We start from the raw sequence: 16,256 nt of genomic DNA on the forward strand, positions 1-16,256 counted from the left end.
CTGCTCCCTTAATTGAGCGATTCAATTTCGAGTTGCAAGGGATCGTTGATCTGCTTGATTTTCTTCAAGATTTTTGACTTGAATGAATCACGAATAGCCACATGCTGCGGATCTTCTGAGTCGAACAGGTTCGTGAGTTCATCAGGATCGTTCTTGAGATCATAAAGCTCTCCGCGACCGGGATTGGCGAAGTCGATCATCAGCTTCCACTGAGGAGTTCGCCAGCAACGCATGTCGGTTTTCGCACCGTGCCTCATGCTGTATTCGCTGTAGAGAGAATTGTCCCAGGCAATGCGGAGACCTTTTAGCATCGGAGTGAAGTCTCTTCCGCGAATCTCAAGATCGTCCGGGATCTCGACGTTGACCATGGCAAGCAGGGTGGGATACCAATCGAGATTCGACATCGTTTGCGATACCGTTCGTCCTCCTTTGATTCCGGCAGGCCAGCGAATCGCTGCGGGAACTTTGAGTGCCTGATCATACATGTTTGGACGCTGCTTTGGTGCAATGTGCGGCCATGTTTTCTCGGGAAGAGTGTTGAGCATCCACTGCGCATTCCCTTTGTACCACAACGCATGATGTCCATAGTGATACCCGTGATCGCTGGTGAAGACAACGACGGTGTTGTCTGTCAGTTTCAGTTCGTCAAGCAAATCAAGAATGCGCCCGACGTTTCGATCGACGCTCGCCACGCTCGCGTAGTATTCACGAATTCGTTTTTTGACGAGTTCTACGTTCAGGTCAGGATGAACCGGCTGAGGTAGCGATGGGTCGAGATCCTGATACGGTTCCCAATCTTCGTCACGGGTTGGAAGCCATGCTGCATGCGGTTCTCGATAATGAATCGATGCCAGAAACGGTTTCTCTTTATTCTCTTGAATAAACTTCAGGGCGTTCTCGGTGACCAGGTCAACGGTAAATCCGGACATCTTCGTGTTGTGTCCGTTCACTTCCAGAACAGGATCTTTCGGTGGGCATCCCCCGGAACGAATCCCCATGAAATCGTCAAAACCCTGCAGAGTCGGATGATATCGATCAGCAGTTCCAAGATGCCATTTCCCGGATAGCGAAGTTCGGTAGCCTGCTTTTTGTAGTAGTTCCATCCAGGTGATGGTGTTCGGATTCAAGCCAAGTTCGGGTTCTTTCTTGGGATTGATCCAGTCCAGAATTTCTAGCTCGCAGGCATAGCGACTGGTCGCTAACGCAGCGCGGGCTGGGCTGCACACCGGAGTCACTGTGAAGGCGTTTTCGATGATAATGCCTTCATTGGCAATGCGATCAATATTGGGCGTTTTCAGTTCGGTGTTTCCACTGAATCCGACCGCTGTGGGAGCTTGATCGTCTGTATAAATGAAAACAATGTTCGGTCGATCAGCAGCAGAAGCGATGGATTGAAGCAAGAAGAGAGCAAGTAGAGAAATCAGCGGAAAAGGTCTCGGCGTCAGTATCATGGTGGTCTCGCTTGCATGGGGAGCAGAATGCGACTGGGAGAGGGATCAAAGTCTAAGAACAAATCCAATCTTGGTCTTCAGATTACAACAAGTATTGGAAAGGCTTAGCCCTTCGAATCCCAGCCATCAAGATACTGGAATCAGAGCGATCCTGTAAAACAGGTTTTGACTAGTTCTAACAAATCCTCCCTGTGGGCTTGGAATCCCAGTGAATCAAAACGATTTCAGAGGTGTCGTTAGCGGTTCTAAGAGAATATCATTGAACAACGCCACGTTTGAGCGTGAGAGACGGTGAAACGTGGCGTTCTGCTGTTCGTTGGCTGACTTGCCCGCAGGTCTCGAGGCAGTTCCTGCAAACCAATTCGAAAGATGCTCTAGATGCCGACACCTTTTTCGTTGACGCTTCCGCCTAGTGTGATCGAGATTTCGATCAGCTGATTGTTGCGAAGGATCGTCAACGTGACGACTTCGCCAGGTTTTTTGCTTTCGATAATTCCGAGGAACTCGGCAGCCGAGGCAATCGGTTTGTTTTCGAGAGCAACAATTGTATCTGCCGCTGATCGATCGATGATGACTGCTGGCCCGCGTCGAATTCTCCGTGGACCGCGGACTCCAGCTTTTTCAGCTGGGCCATTCGGAGTCAATTGCGACACTCGCAGTCCGTGCTCAGTGACCGTGACATGTGAGATTCCGATCTCTCCACGGATCACCCGGCCGTGCTCGATAAGTTCTGGGACAACGCGGCGAATGAGATTGATCGGAATGGCGAAACCGATCCCGGCACTCTGTTCGACGCGACTGGCAATCGCGGTGTTCATCCCGATCAATTTTGCATGTGTGTTGATCAGCGGGCCACCTGAATTTCCCGGGTTGATTGACGCATCGATCTGAATGATCGACTTGATGATCCAGTTCTGTTGAATCTCAAGTGTGCGGTTCAAACTTGAAATCATCCCGTCGCTCATCGTACGTTCGAGACCAAACGGGTTCCCAAGTGCAAAGACTCGCATTCCGACGCGAAGCTTATCGGAGTCTCCGAATTCGATCGGAAAGAGTTCGTCTGGCTTAGCATCGATTTTGATCACAGCGATGTCATTGACTGGATCGGCTCCCACTAACTTCGCTGGGTATGTCTCCTCGTTATACAGTGTCACTGCGACCTGTTGAGCGCGGTCGATGACATGGTAATTCGTCAGGATGTGTCCCTCCTTGTCGAGTACAGATCCGGAACCGTTTCCCTCTTCGGTCGTCCTCAGAAAAAAACGATCAGCGCGAACGCCAAGGGTGGAAATGTTGACGACGCTTCGGTTGCAACGTTCGTAGACTGCGACATTGACAGCTTCGTCAGGAGTTAGTCCCTCTTCATTGTAGAGACTCGATGGGGACTCCAGTTTTGGACGGACCGGTTTCGAGCTTCGCGGTGGCGCATCGAGTTGCGGCAAGACCGGCGGTTGGACTTGGGCAGCAGCGAAATTTTGAATCAGCAGGGAAAAGAACAAACTCGCAAACAGCTGTCGCATCAGTGCTCCCGTATCTTCATTTGGTTGCGACTCAAGCAACGAAGCCAGATGGCTTCATCTCAGTATAGATATAAATCGTTATTGGAATCCGCTCAACCCCGCTTCCGAAACTCGGACGCAGCTCAATTGTCTTTTTAGGCCGAACGCGTGGCAGTCTGAACGACATCTATGGGGGAGTGGAAGTTGATGCGTCCTTGTCGGGTTGCTGCCTAATTGGCGTGACTCTGTCACCTGAGGTTGATGCCATAATGGCACTTTCGTTGTTGTGTGTCGTCGCGAGTTAAGTGTTTTATTTAACGTAAAGTGTTTGTTTTATAGAGTTTAGTTGTCTTTCGTTTGTGTTTGGCATGTTGTTTGCAATGTTTGTTGTTGTCCGCTGGCTAATATTAATAAGGCTGGCCTTAACCAATTTTGACAGATTTATCTGAGTAGGAGGGAACAATGTTGACTGCCAATCGGTTTCATCAATTTTTGAATTCTGCTCGTGAATGGGAGGCCTTGATGAAAAATCATCTGGACTCCAAACCAACTTCAATCCATCGCATCGCCAGTGATGACGGGACTGTCGTTTTTGAAATCGACATCCCCGGTTTCGAGCGAGAGGATCTTGACGTTGAAGTGAACGGAACAAACTTAATGGTTCGTGCAGAGCGCCACAGCGAGGTCGATGATTCGAATATCAATTGGAAAATTCGCGAGAGGCTAAGTGGTTCAGAGGCTTACCGTTTTGAACTTCCATTCCGAATCGATCCGGAACAGACGGACGTCAATTACGAGCATGGCGTGCTGCGGCTGAAAATCCAAAAGCCGGCAGAAGAACTTCCTCGAAAGCTGACCGTGCAATAATTTTGCTCGCAGTTTCAGGAAGGCTTCTTGGCGCAATCAATTTCAGATTGCGCTCTCCGGTTTGAATGAAACAACTCTGAATATGACTAGAGCAGTTTGCTCTACCGTGTGCCCGTGCAGAACGCATTTTTTTAATGGAAATGTTGATCGCCACGAGGCAGAACCTGAATATCAATTCGAAAGATGCTCTAAGGAGAAATAACATGTCTTCAACACTTGATACAAATAAAAGTCCAAACACTTGCGAAACGAACACTCTCGAATGCGAAAAAGTCTCCACCACTCCAACGCTGAGGTTGAGACCGCGCGTTGATATCATGGAGCAAGAAGATCGCTACTTATTGAAAGTCGATCTCCCCGGTGTTCACAAAGATGATCTCGATGTCACACTGGAGAAAGAGACTTTGTCTATGAAAGGTGTTGCTCGGTACGATCTCCCTGAAGGATTTCGTGTTGTGAGTGGAAGTGGCGCTGATCGCTGCTACGAAAGAACTTTCCGGATTTCGGATGAAATTGATCGTGAAGGAATTACGGTTGAGATGAAAAATGGAGTGGCCTGGCTCGATCTTCCAAAAAGTGCGATGGCTCAGAAGACCAAACTCACGGTCAAATAATCGCGGTCAAATAATCGCAGCCAGACCCATGCAATCAAGCAGCTCGGGGCAATGCTCCTGAGCTGCTTTGTTTTTATACAGAAGGATTTTGAGAATCAATTTTCGTGTTCTGCCGCTTCCTGAACAGCAATTTCACTGGCAAAACGTCTTCTGCACGGGGACCCAGCCGGGCGAACTGCGCTAGCTCCAGTTCTTTCGGTAGCTTGTGGCCATTAGCAGTTCGTTTGCTTTCTGGTCATCGATGACCACCTCTTCTTTTGCGTTCCATCTGAGCGGTCTTTGGAGCTGATGCGACACATACCCTAGATGGCCCGGTGTGATGGAACGGTGAGCTGTCTCCGCCGGTGCCAAGCATTGCTGGCGGCTTTTCATGCAATCAAGGAAATTGCCGACATGGCTGGGAACCTCTTGAACACGAAATTTTCCGGGATTGTACTTTAGGTCCATCCACTGTTTCTCAGAGGCTGACAGCTTACCTCTGCTCACGTGCAGCCACCCGTTCTCGCCAATCCACTTGGTTCCGAGTTTATTCTGGCTGGCGATAGTCGATGTCACTCCGTTTTCGTACTCGCAACGAATCGTGTACTGATGCGGAGTGTTGTAGACATCCGTCTCCGGGAAGGTCCAGTCGACCGCTTCGACGACTGTTGGGCCATCGTTGTCGAGGTCGAGTGACCAGTGTGCAATGTCGTTGTGATGACCGATCCAATCCATCAGCACGCCACCACCGAATGCTCGATGTCCACGCCACCAGCGGTGGTGTCGAGCCTGCATGTATGGCAACATTTCAGATGGTCCGCACCATTGGTTGTAGTCGAGCCCGACAGGTGGGGCGAGAACCTCGGTGCTTCCTTGCGGTGCGTCGTAGCCGGGAGGAATTCCGACTTCGATCTCTTTGATCTTCCCCAACACACCATTCCGTACCAGGTTCACAGCATGCTGAAATAATGGTTCCGAGCGTTGTTGAGAACCGGTCTGGAAAACCGCGTTTTGCTTTTTGACCTCTTTGTAAACCTGCTGACCTTCTCCGAAGTAATGTGTGACCGGTTTTTCGCAGTAGACATCTTTCCCCGCCTGAATCGCTGCGAGTGTGCACTGTGCATGCCAGTGGTCCGGAGTGGCGACAACGACGGCATCGATCCCATCTCGTTGACAGAGGTTTTCGTAGTCAGACGTAATGAGCAGTCCTGAATAACTCCCGGACTTGTACTGCTCGCCGTAGTGACGTTCAATTTTCGTGCGTGCAGGGATTCGACCGAAGACAGTTCCTTGACCCCATTCGCGGTCGCGATAGTGCAGGTCATGAACATCGCAAATGGCAGTAATCTGCACTCTTGGATCAGCCAGGAATGCATTGAGCAAATTGAATCCACGCGAGCCCAAGCCGATGATTCCAACATTAATGCGGTCATTCGCTGCCACTCGGTTTTGACCTTTCAGTCCAGTTGAAAGAATGAAAGGAGACGCCAATGTCAAAGTGGACGATTTCAAAAACGTTCGACGTGGAATGTGAGGCATGGCGTGACTTCGTTGTAGAGTGTGTGACTACAGGTCAATTCATATTGTCGAGATTTCGCAATTGTCATGCAACCGGTATTGCGCAACCTGCTTTGCTGCTGAGAGACTTCAGTCAGGTCAATCACTGCCTCAGAGTAGTTTGGAAGACCACAGAGACGTGGAGCAGTTGGGGAGAGAAAGCGTTTGCGGATTTCCTGAGTGAAATTCATGCTGCAAGCTATTGTTTCTCGATATTTTTTTTGAAACTCTCCAGATTTTGGCATCGCCAGATTCTTACAGATTGTTCAGACTCCGTCATAGAGCGGTCGCAATTATTTGGTTTTCAGCAACAAGGGAAGGTAAGTCAGCATGGCGGAACGACAGGAGGCACTCTCTGTCGCACAGTCTTCGAGGCTTGGAAGCCTGGTCGGCTGCTTCGGCGTTCTGTTTGGTTTGGTCTTCTCGACAATGTTTTTTGGCATTGGCAGTTTATTTTTCTGGCTGACTGCAGTTCATCCTGGTCTTCAGGTCTGGGAAGCGAGTTCCTGGGTAGAAACTCCATGCACGATTATCAAAAGTGATGTCGAAGGGCGGGAAACCTATCGTGTGGAAATCGAATACCAATTCACCTTCGACGGTAATTTGCACCAAGGTGATCAATACGATTTTTTTGACATGTCCACCAGCGGAAGGACATCCAAAGAACGGATCGTCGCCAAATATAAAGAGGGCTCTGAGCACGTTTGCTTTGTCGATCCCGACGACCCCACAAAATCGGTTCTTCACCGAGGGCTCTCGGCGAAGATGTGGTGGGGACTCTTTCCGATTCCTTTTATGTTGATTGGATTGGTTGGGTATTGGGTTGTCTTCTTTGGAAGGACTCGAATCAAGAACAAACTGACACACATGCAGAAGCAGGCGCTTGGGGAGGCCAGTCTTAGTGAGGCCATGTCCGGGCGTCCTCCCTCGCAGCCATTTTCTTCAAATCGCCTCGCGAGCCACTCGGAATGGTCTGACTCAAGTTACGACGAAGAGGACCTTTTCGAAGAGCCGGGCTCAGTCACGCTGGCACAGGAGTCTTCACCGTTCGGGCTTGCCTTCTTTCTGTTGTTCTTTGCTCTGGTCTGGAACGGGATTGTTTCCATCTTCATCTTTTCTAGGTTGGAAAATTGGGCAAAGCTGGACTTAGGGTTCGAAGATCTGATTCTGATTCCGTTTGTCTTAATTGGAATCGGAGTCTTTATCGCTGCGATTTACAATTTTATGGCGGGGATGAATCCCAAGCCGGTTCTGGTCCTGAGCCGACAATTAATTCCACTCGGCGGGGCGGCGAAGTTGCAATGGCGGTTTCCGAACGGAACTGGCTCGCTTCAGAAATTGAAAATTTCACTGACCGGACTGGAAGAAGCGAGATACCGTCGAGGCACGAATACCTACACAGATACTGAAACATTCTGCAATGAAGTTCTCTTCGAAACGACTGCCTTAGATGAATTGGCAGAAGGTGAAGTGGAAGTCATCATTCCTACGGAGATGATGCACAGCTTCAACGGTGGAAACAACAAGGTTATCTGGCAAATCCACTTCCATGGAGACATTCCGATGTGGCCGGATATCAACGCCAAATTTCCGATTAGAGTGGTTCCGCACGAATGAAAAATCTCGAACTAATTTTTGCTCACAATATGACGGAGTTCGATCCTGGTGCTGAGATCGGATTCATCGCCTCTTGGGATCTGGAATCGGTTCCAGAGACGGTCGAGGTTCGGCTTGTCTGGAACACCTCGGGGAAAGGGGATCGAGATCTGAAAGTTGTCAAAACTATCCGCTTCGATTCACCTGCAGCTAACGATCAAAGAGACGTCACATTCGCACTCCCCTGGGGGCCGTACAGCTTTTCCGGGAAATTAATTTCGGTGATCTGGGCGATCGAGTTGGTTGCGTTGCCTGGTCGTCACTCTATCCGCCGTGAAATCACTGTCGCTCCACGGGGCAAAGAGGTTGTCATCGGGTAAACCGAGTCAGTGAGCGGTAAAGTACGGTTCATTCCTCTTGAAAGCACAAGGGGAAGAATTCCTTCCGCGCTCAATTGGCAGACCACAGCCTGTTTTCATTCAACGCATTTGACAACATCACTTGCTGTTACACGTCGCCACTCTCCTTGCTGAGAGCATTTCTCAGGTTGACGTGCCCGTGAAGGTCGCTTTCATACCTTCATGGCTTCTCATCGCCTGCTCCCCACGAGGCAGAACCTGCAAATCTGTTCGAAAATCGTCTAGTGCGAAAACATGAGTCTTCGTCAACGCTGACGCATTTTTCTCACTCAGACGCATTCGCTGACGAAACCGGCGCAGTGGAGCGGGAAACTCACTCGCAACCGATTGAATCGATTGTGATGACGATTCAGCAAAGATGGTGATTTTTCGCATCGGTTCTTGTGTGCATGATCGGAATAACCGGTCCCCCTTTTCTGAGTTCGTTCTCTTTCCTGACTGGACTTTTCTGAGAAATCATTTGTGGAAAGGATCAAAACAGGTACTCCTCTTCAGATGCCAAACGCACGCTCGATTTCCAGTGCTAGAGTTGCGTAACACAAATCAGACGGGCTTCATCAATCGATGTGATGAATTCATTTTACACAACGTGAAGTGACCGGTCTTAAAAAGACATTGGAGTAAAGAATGGGTTTTTTGAAACCTAACAACGCGAAATCAATCAGAGAAGATTCTTCAACACAATCTGCTCGTCACTCAGCTTCGTCTACGCAGCTTGAAGAGCATCTGAAAATAGCTCGATACGGAAGTTACCTCCTTACGGATGCAGTTCGTCCTGCATTCGATTTGAAAGTCATTCCGGGGGCTGGCTGGCGTAAAGATGTTTATCGCGATGCAGAGACGGAAATTGATGTTCCAGTCATTATGGCATCACAAACTCGCGAGAAGTTGTTCGATCTGTTTATGGATCTTCTTGTGCCGCTGGGTGATGAAGTTGATGTCGTTCTGGAAACCAGCCACGACAGTTCACTCGGGAAGCATGATGATTTGTATCGCGAGAGTATTGAATTGCCAATTCTCAAAAGCATGCTCTATGACTACGAAGATGTGCTGACCAACGATGGCTGCACAGGAATCGCAGTCTTGAATGCACAAGTTCCAATGGAAGTGCAATTCGATGAGCACAAGCTTTTGATGATGTATGGGCACGACCTTGACCCGTTCATCGAAGTGCTGGAGTCACACGGTCTCTATCAAAGCGACACAATCCGCTTCATTACGGAAGCTGAACATATTCATTCGTCCACGGAGGAACATACCGAGCAGTTCAATGAGCTGCGTTATCAGCTTGGCGTCGAATTCAGCTAAGGATTGCGAACAAACGCCAATATCTTCAATCTTGAGTACGATAATATGAGTCGATTCCCCTTCGGCTGCTTGTTGTCAACTCTGGTTTTGAGTTCGAGCTGCGCCACCTTTAAGGCCCCGTCAGCTCAAACTCCCGGGCTTGCCCAACAAGAGCTCAGTATCCCACAGGAAAGTCTTCAGCAGCCTGCTCTAAGCCAGTCTGGCGCAATGCAGTCTGTTACAGAAAAACAGTCTCCGCTCCCAGCCGAGACTGAATCCGCTCAACTATTGCCGAGTGGCTTCAAGACGCTCGATATTGAACACAGTCCATCGAGGCCGAGTCGTATCGAGTTGGGACGTCCGCAGCCGTTCCCCGGAACTGCTAAGCAGACCGAATCCCTAAGTACGAAAAAGCCGGTCACTCAGCCTGTTGCCGAGCCCGCCGTTCAAGAGGTACTTCCGCAAGCGACAACTTCGACTTCAGTTCAAGAAGTATGGAAGTCATCGATGAAAAGCGGGACGGGGCGACCGATTCAAATGTCGCACGCTGGACAAGGTTCGTATCGAATTTTGATTTTAGGCAGCATCTACGGAAACGAGCCGGAAAGTATCGAGTTACTGGACTCCGTTGCGAGTTTGTCTGGTGTGTATGCGAACTCCCCAGACTATTCGTTTGTGTTTCTGCGCACTCCGAATCCAGATGGTTTAGCGGAGCATATTCACACGAATCACCATGGCGTCGACCTGAATCGAAATATGCCTTCAACATGGTTCACTGCGACCCCGAATCGACTGACTGGTCCCCACCCAGCCAGCGAAATTGAAACCCAAAATCTCATCCAAATTTTGAAGGGATTTCAGCCGCATCGTGTGATTCATGTTCGCAGCAGTATCGGTCAACGACCACTTGTGTTGCTCAACGAAAAATTGAAACATGCGGTCGAGCCGATTCGTAAACGGAAAGACTGGAGTGCCGGAACGTTTGACGGTGAATACAAAATCGGATCAGTGGAAGAGTTTGTGACTTTGCGGACAAATGCAGAGTTGATGGCGGTCCACTTGCCACCGAAAGGCTTTCAGCAGATGTCTGCGAAAGAGTTATTAGAGCTGTCAGTCTTGAGTTTCGACTCGTCACAAACAATTCCCCAGAACAGTGCTCCCGGGAAGAGTGCCCCAGAAAAGACTTTTCCAGACAACAGTGCTTCGGAAAACAATATTGCTGACAGGTCTCAACAGGAAGTTCTGCCATTCGAGAACACGCAGACCAGGAAACCTGCTCCGCAGAAGCCTGATGGTGAACTGGGATACGTCGAAATACTGCCTCCTCCTCCAAATCGGAAGCAGGCACAAAACTCAAGTGAAATCCAAGTGACGGACGATCCTAAGTACTACGAGCTTCCCCCACCGCCAGAGCGATAAGGTCTCTGCGAAGAAGTCGCTGTCAATTCGGCTCGTCGGAGTTGTTTTGGTCCACAAAACGCGTACAGGATAAATTCTGCCGTACCGAAGTTTACCTCGGAGCGGCAGTCTTTGTTCGTATCTCAGCAGCCAAGATAAACGCCGAGAAATTTTTCTGATTGATGGCCTCGCAGGTCTCATCAGCTACGCGCCGGCGATCGTTCGTGTTCGCCGGGCAATTTCAAATTGAATCGCACCGGACACAATCGCTGTGGAATAGATCAGCGGACTCAGTTCCGCCAGTACACCTTGATTGGCTCGAGAGATTAAGGTCATGGCGCCCGCAACGAATGGTGCCAAAATCGTTCCTGTGATGAGCATGATGCCGATCGCCAGCGGAAGGGCTCCCCACTTCGAGATGAGTGAACAAAGGACTGTTAATTGGCAGAGGACGATGAGCACACACAAGCAGGCGAACAAACCTCGGGAATGGATAATCAATTCTCTGGATGATTTCTGATTTAGAAAGTACTCTGCGATAAGAATCGCGATCACTGTCGGCACAGTCGCAATCAGGCAGCCGAACATCTTCTGGTAAGTGATCTGACCGACAGAGAGTGGCAGCATCAGCAGTGTCGGCAAAGTTCCGAGCTGACGCTCTGACTGGAGAAACTGAGCTGAGTACAGCAGTGTTTCAATCGCGAAGACGATCAACAATGCGTCTCTGGCGAATTGTTCTCCGCTCGCGAACGTATAGCGATGGATTTCAGGAGAGTACTCCCGGCACAATATGATCCATAATGGGAACAGGACCATTTTTGTGGCCACGAGAAAAGGGCCTCCTCCGATAAAATAAAAATCTTTCCAGGCCAGAGCCAATGGCCAGGGACGAGCGACATAAGGGGTCCAACGGCGGGTCGGTTTTGAAGTCGTTACGCGACTTGGTTCGACCGTCTCCGGCAACCAGACGATGCGGCGGAACCAGGCCCAAGCCATCAGGAAAAATAACGTCCCCAGCAGGAATGAATACAGAACCTGCCAACTGAAGATGGCATAGTTGGAATTTGGTTCAAAGATCAGGGAGATCTGGTCAATGACCGAGGTCTTGTCGTGCAGGAGTTTCAGTGACTCGATTCCAGAACTGATACGCCCGTTCGCTTCAAGATAGCCAAGTTGAATCAGTTCTTTGCATGCGCGATAAGCGGCTGGAACGAGGCCCAGAAGAAATAATGTGAAGAGAACCATCAAACCAGAAGCTTCTCCCGAGCGACGCGAAACAACCGAGGCGAACAGGGCGAGATTGGCGATCAAGAACAGAAACGCCGAGAGTGTGAGGTACGTCGTGAAGATTTGTGTCACAGTAATTCCACCGAGTGTGATGGAGAGTAACGCAAACGGGAACTGGGCAGCAAAGATCAGGAATACCGAGAGAATTCGATTTGTTGACTTCCCTAAGAGAATCGAAAGCGGAGAGATATCCGCGAGCAACAAGAGGTTGAGAGTTCCTTCTTCCTTTTCTTCAGTGATCGAGTTCGAAAAGTGTCCCACTCCAGCCAGCGAAATGAGAGCGATGCCGAGATAGGCCATCGATCGGAAAAATTCGAGGCCGGGTGCTCCAATGATGCTGGAGCGAAAATGAGCAAAAAACAGAAAGACCAGCAGGAGAATCACGCTCGCAATACGGACCCAGTGCGCCTGCGACTTCAGCGCATCGCCACGAATGGACCTGTTGAGAAGCGTAAGAGTTCCACGAATCATGTAGGAATCGATCCCTTGGTGATGAGCGTCATGCTCAGAATGGTAATCGAACTACGAATTTGTCGCGAAGGTCGTTGGAGAAAATTTGTCGTACTGAAAAGTGTTCAGAAAAAAAGCAGCAGTACTGTGCAAGTTGTTTTAGGGAATCGTTCATGAGTAGACCCCCCGGTGGAGTCACCGGGGTAAGTGTTGAGATAGCGTTGTGATACCGAATCGTGATGACATCTCGTTTGGATCTGGAACCAGATTGACACACATGTGCTGCTCCTTCACGATATAGCTTGCCTCATTCTGCTTCTATTCGAGATTTGTGGAAAATTATGCCTTCTCTCCCAGGCTGCCGTTTCAGTTTGATTCAGTTGCTGTCAGTTGCCGTTCTGTGCAATCTGTCGGTTCTGAACGCGGAGGATAATTATGAGCTTGAAATCAAACCATTACTGAAAACGAAATGCTGGGCGTGTCATGGGGCGTTGAAGCAGGAAGCGGGTTTGCGACTCGATTCAGGATCGCTCATTCTAGAAGGTGGAGAGAGTGGGAAAGCCGTTGTTCCCGGTGATTCAGCAGCCAGTCTGTTGGTCGAACGAATTTCCTCACACGATGAATTTGAACGGATGCCCCCTGAAGGTGAACCGCTTACTCAGAAGCAGATTGGCCTCATTCGGACTTGGATCGACAATGGAGCAGCTTTCCCCGCAGCCGAGATTGAACAGGGTGATCCGAAAAAACATTGGTCGTTTCAGCCTCTGAAACTTCCCGCAGAGGGGTCTCCATTCGCGATGGAACTCGCTGCCAGTTCGAATCCAATTGATGTTTTCATCAACCGTAAGTTGAAAGCGGCGGGGCTCAGCTTCTCTCCACAAGCCGATCCCCGCACACTGATTCGGCGTCTCTATTTCGACATGCATGGTTTGCCGCCAACTTGGGAGCAAGTTAATGAATTCGTGAAAGAGCCATCAGCGAAGCACTTCGACCAGCACATCGATGCAGTTCTGAAGAGTCCACGATATGGCGAGCGTTGGGGGCAACATTGGTTAGATATTGTTCGCTATGCGGATACGCATGGATTCGAAGTCAACACTCCGCGAGCGAATGCCTGGCCCTATCGAGATTATGTGGTTGATGCGTTCAATCAAGACAAACCATATGATCAATTTGTGCGAGAACAACTCGCAGGCGAGGCTTATGGTGAAGATGCAGCGACCGGATTTCTAGTCGCTGCTGCTGTATTGTTGCCCGGCCAGATTGGGAAAGATGAACCGTCAAAACGGTTGGCACGTCAGGATTCTCTCGATGAAATGGTGGTCGGGACGAGTGCAACATTTCTAGGCCTCACTTTGGGGTGTGCTCGGTGTCACGATCATAAGTTCGATCCGCTCACAGCTGCGGATTACTATTCGATGCAGGCTTTCTTTGCGGGTGTCTATTACGGCGACCGGGAAATTCATGACGAAGAGTACAAGCGTAATGTCGCAGAGGCTGCAACGCTCGAACCGAAAATCACTGACCTGAAAAATCAAATCATGAAGTTTGAACCTCTAGCCAGGAGTGCAGAGGTTGTCGTGATCGACGATGAAGACCTGGACCGTGTGACGCTTTTGCAAAAGAAGAACGGTCATGGACAAAATCCCCCGGGGGCGAAACGTGGATACAAAGACGATCCCGGGACCGCAGGCCGGATGCCCAACTTAAGTGGAGGGCGATACACATGGTGGGACAATCATCCCGGTGAAGATGTCTTCACGTACAACATGCAACTTGCAGGTGAGTACGAAATCTGGATTTCGTGGGGAGTCCATGGAAGCGGAGTGCATACCCATGATGCACGTTACGTACTGGATTTGGACGGAGATCTTGAAACAGTTGAGGATCAAACAGAAATTGCCGTTGTCGATCAGTATTACTTCGAAGGGCAAGCTGAAGGGGAGACAGAGAAGAAGCCGCTCTGGAGTGGACTTCGGAATGCCGGACGTTATCGAATCAACGAAAGCAGCAAGCTGATCCTTCGTGGCGGCGAAACAGGGACGGGCATTACTGCAGATGCGATTGTCCTGCAAAAAGCAAACGGTCCAGCTGAACTCACTAACCGGTTCCCGCACCTTCGTCAGCCTGTCAGTTTTGAGCAGAATCTGGAACGTTTCTCTCCAGTGAAAGCGAATGCTGTTCGCTTTACAACCTCAGAAACAACTAACAACAATCGTTATGAACCGTGCATCGATGAGTTGGAGGTTTACACTTCTGACCCGGCAAGTCCGAATGTCGCTTTGGCGTCGCTGGGGGTAACGGCAACAGCGTCTGGCAATCTCTCCACCACAGGTCGCCATCAGCTGAAACACATTAATGATGGCCAGCTGGGGAATGACAAAAGCTGGATTTCGAATGAAAAAGGGGCGGGCTGGGTTCAACTCAACTTCCCAGAATTCATTGACATGGATCGTATCGTCTGGGGGCGAGATCGCACGGGGAAACTGAAAGATCGACTGCCTGTTCAGTACAAAATCGAAGTCCGAACTGGAGCAGAGGAGTGGAAAACCGTTGCGTCGTCAGCAGATCGCCTTCCGTTTGGTACAACATTCGATGAAGCGACAACTCGCTTGAGGATCGCACCGGAAGGGAAGGGGAATGAGTTACGTGGTTTCGCGAACGAACTGAAGACGTTGGAGCAACGATATCGGACGCTCACTACGCCGAGGCAAGTTTATGCTGGCGTTTTCCGAAATCCGGATGAAACACATCTATTGCTGCGGGGCGACCCGGAGCAACCGCAAGAGAAAATCGATCCTGCCACACCCGCAATCTTCAGGAAGAATGAGGAACACCAACTTCCTGGTGATTCACCCGACTCCCAACGACGCTATGAATTAGCGCAGTGGGTCGCAAGTGCTGAGAATCCATTGACGGCTCGTGTCATGGTCAATCGTCTCTGGCAGTTCCATTTTGGAACGGGCCTTGTTTCCACTCCCAGCGATTTCGGCCTCAACGGTTCACCACCTTCGCATCCTGAACTCCTCGACTGGCTGGCGCAGGAATTTGTCACGCATAATTGGTCGATCAAACACATCCACCGACTGATTCTGTCTTCAAGGACCTGGCAACAATCCAACCAGATGGTCCCTCATGCTCATAGCATCGATGCTGATTGTCGATTGCTCTGGCGATATCCTTCGCGCCGACTTGAAGCAGAAGCGATTCGCGACGGGTTGTTGCAAGCGACAGGAAATTTGAATCTCAAGATGGGGGGCCCTGGATTTGATTTCTTCAAAACCCGCGGCGGACTGAACGGTTTCCCACCTGTGTTAGAATTCAAGGAAGAAGGACTTCGGCGAATGATCTATGCTCACAAGATCCGGATGGAGCGAGTTCCGGTCTTCGGGGCTTTTGATTGTCCCGACGCCGGTCAGCCGACCCCTGAAAGAAGTCGATCGACAACTGCTATTCAAGCACTGAACTTGATGAACAGTCCCTTCATTGCCAGTCAATCGGAATCGCTGGCAATGAAACTGAATGAACTGCCATCGATTGAATTACAGGTACGAACGGCCTATGAGAAAACGCTTCAACGAGAACCGAGTCCCAAGGAGCTTTCAGCCGTGATACCCGTTGTCGAACAACACGGACTTTCAACATTGTTGCGAGTCTTATTCAATAGTAATGAATTCGTCATGCTGCCGTAATGTTCCGTCGAGCATGAAATGTACGCTGTAAGCTCTGATTCCCATTTTATTGTGGTTGCGTCGCATTGTCTCGGCTGGATGAAGAGAGACGAATCAGCAGAAAGTTGAATTTTGAAATTGCTGAGTCTGACACTTTAAGTCTGAAACTTGACGTGTCAGG

At 49.8% G+C, this 16,256-nt stretch carries 11 protein-coding genes; 7 read left to right on the forward strand and 4 right to left on the reverse strand.

Annotated features, from left to right (window positions below; translation table 11 throughout):
* Positions 1-8: 8 nt before the first annotated feature.
* Both ACN0YR_RS04780 and ACN0YR_RS04785 read right to left on the reverse strand, forming a co-directional pair.
* The gene (locus tag ACN0YR_RS04780; protein ID WP_417848055.1) at positions 9-1,451 is read right to left on the reverse strand and encodes a sulfatase; all 1,443 of its coding nucleotides are present in this window, start codon (positions 1,449-1,451) and stop codon (positions 9-11) included.
* Positions 1,452-1,825: 374 nt separating this feature from the next.
* On the reverse strand, positions 1,826-2,971 hold the full coding sequence (locus ACN0YR_RS04785) for a S1C family serine protease (RefSeq protein ID WP_417848056.1): 1,146 nt from the start codon (positions 2,969-2,971) through the stop codon (positions 1,826-1,828).
* Between the two features lie 441 nt (positions 2,972-3,412).
* On the opposite strand from ACN0YR_RS04785, the gene ACN0YR_RS04790 reads away from it, so the two are divergent.
* Positions 3,413-3,817: an Hsp20/alpha crystallin family protein gene (locus tag ACN0YR_RS04790; protein WP_417848057.1), complete on the forward strand. Its 405-nt coding sequence runs from the start codon at positions 3,413-3,415 to the stop codon at positions 3,815-3,817.
* A gap of 203 nt (positions 3,818-4,020) precedes the next feature.
* Positions 4,021-4,431 (forward strand): Hsp20/alpha crystallin family protein, encoded by a 411-nt coding sequence (locus tag ACN0YR_RS04795; protein ID WP_417848058.1) that lies wholly within the window; start codon positions 4,021-4,023, stop codon positions 4,429-4,431.
* 180 nt (positions 4,432-4,611) lie between these two features.
* On the opposite strand, the gene ACN0YR_RS04800 is transcribed toward ACN0YR_RS04795, so the two are convergent.
* Entirely contained in the window at positions 4,612-5,949 is a 1,338-nt protein-coding gene (locus ACN0YR_RS04800; RefSeq protein ID WP_417848059.1) for a Gfo/Idh/MocA family protein, read from the reverse strand.
* 348 nt (positions 5,950-6,297) lie between these two features.
* On the opposite strand from ACN0YR_RS04800, the gene ACN0YR_RS04805 reads away from it, so the two are divergent.
* The 4 genes from ACN0YR_RS04805 (at position 6,298) to ACN0YR_RS04820 (ending at position 10,688) form a co-directional block, all read left to right on the forward strand.
* Positions 6,298-7,584, forward strand: coding sequence for a DUF3592 domain-containing protein (locus ACN0YR_RS04805; protein WP_417848060.1), 1,287 nt, complete (start codon positions 6,298-6,300; stop codon positions 7,582-7,584).
* Positions 7,581-7,943 carry a hypothetical protein gene (locus ACN0YR_RS04810; protein WP_417848061.1) on the forward strand — a complete coding sequence of 121 codons (363 nt, stop codon included), beginning with the start codon at positions 7,581-7,583 and terminating at the stop codon, positions 7,941-7,943. Before ACN0YR_RS04805 ends, ACN0YR_RS04810 begins: the two co-directional genes overlap by 4 nt.
* Before the next feature lie 666 nt (positions 7,944-8,609).
* The gene (locus ACN0YR_RS04815; protein WP_417848062.1) at positions 8,610-9,290 is read left to right on the forward strand and encodes a hypothetical protein; all 681 of its coding nucleotides are present in this window, start codon (positions 8,610-8,612) and stop codon (positions 9,288-9,290) included.
* A gap of 207 nt (positions 9,291-9,497) precedes the next feature.
* Complete coding sequence (locus ACN0YR_RS04820; RefSeq protein ID WP_417848063.1) at positions 9,498-10,688, forward strand: M14 family zinc carboxypeptidase; 1,191 nt, start codon at positions 9,498-9,500, stop codon at positions 10,686-10,688.
* A 183-nt stretch (positions 10,689-10,871) separates the two neighbouring features.
* On the opposite strand, the gene ACN0YR_RS04825 is transcribed toward ACN0YR_RS04820, so the two are convergent.
* Complete coding sequence (locus ACN0YR_RS04825; protein ID WP_417848064.1) at positions 10,872-12,425, reverse strand: ABC transporter permease; 1,554 nt, start codon at positions 12,423-12,425, stop codon at positions 10,872-10,874.
* 320 nt (positions 12,426-12,745) lie between these two features.
* On the opposite strand from ACN0YR_RS04825, the gene ACN0YR_RS04830 reads away from it, so the two are divergent.
* Entirely contained in the window at positions 12,746-16,096 is a 3,351-nt protein-coding gene (locus ACN0YR_RS04830; RefSeq protein WP_417848065.1) for a PSD1 and planctomycete cytochrome C domain-containing protein, read from the forward strand.
* The last annotated feature ends 160 nt before the right edge of the window (positions 16,097-16,256 follow it).

The sequence above is a fragment of the Thalassoglobus sp. genome (genome assembly GCF_048270125.1).
Lineage (GTDB): Bacteria > Planctomycetota > Planctomycetia > Planctomycetales > Planctomycetaceae > Thalassoglobus.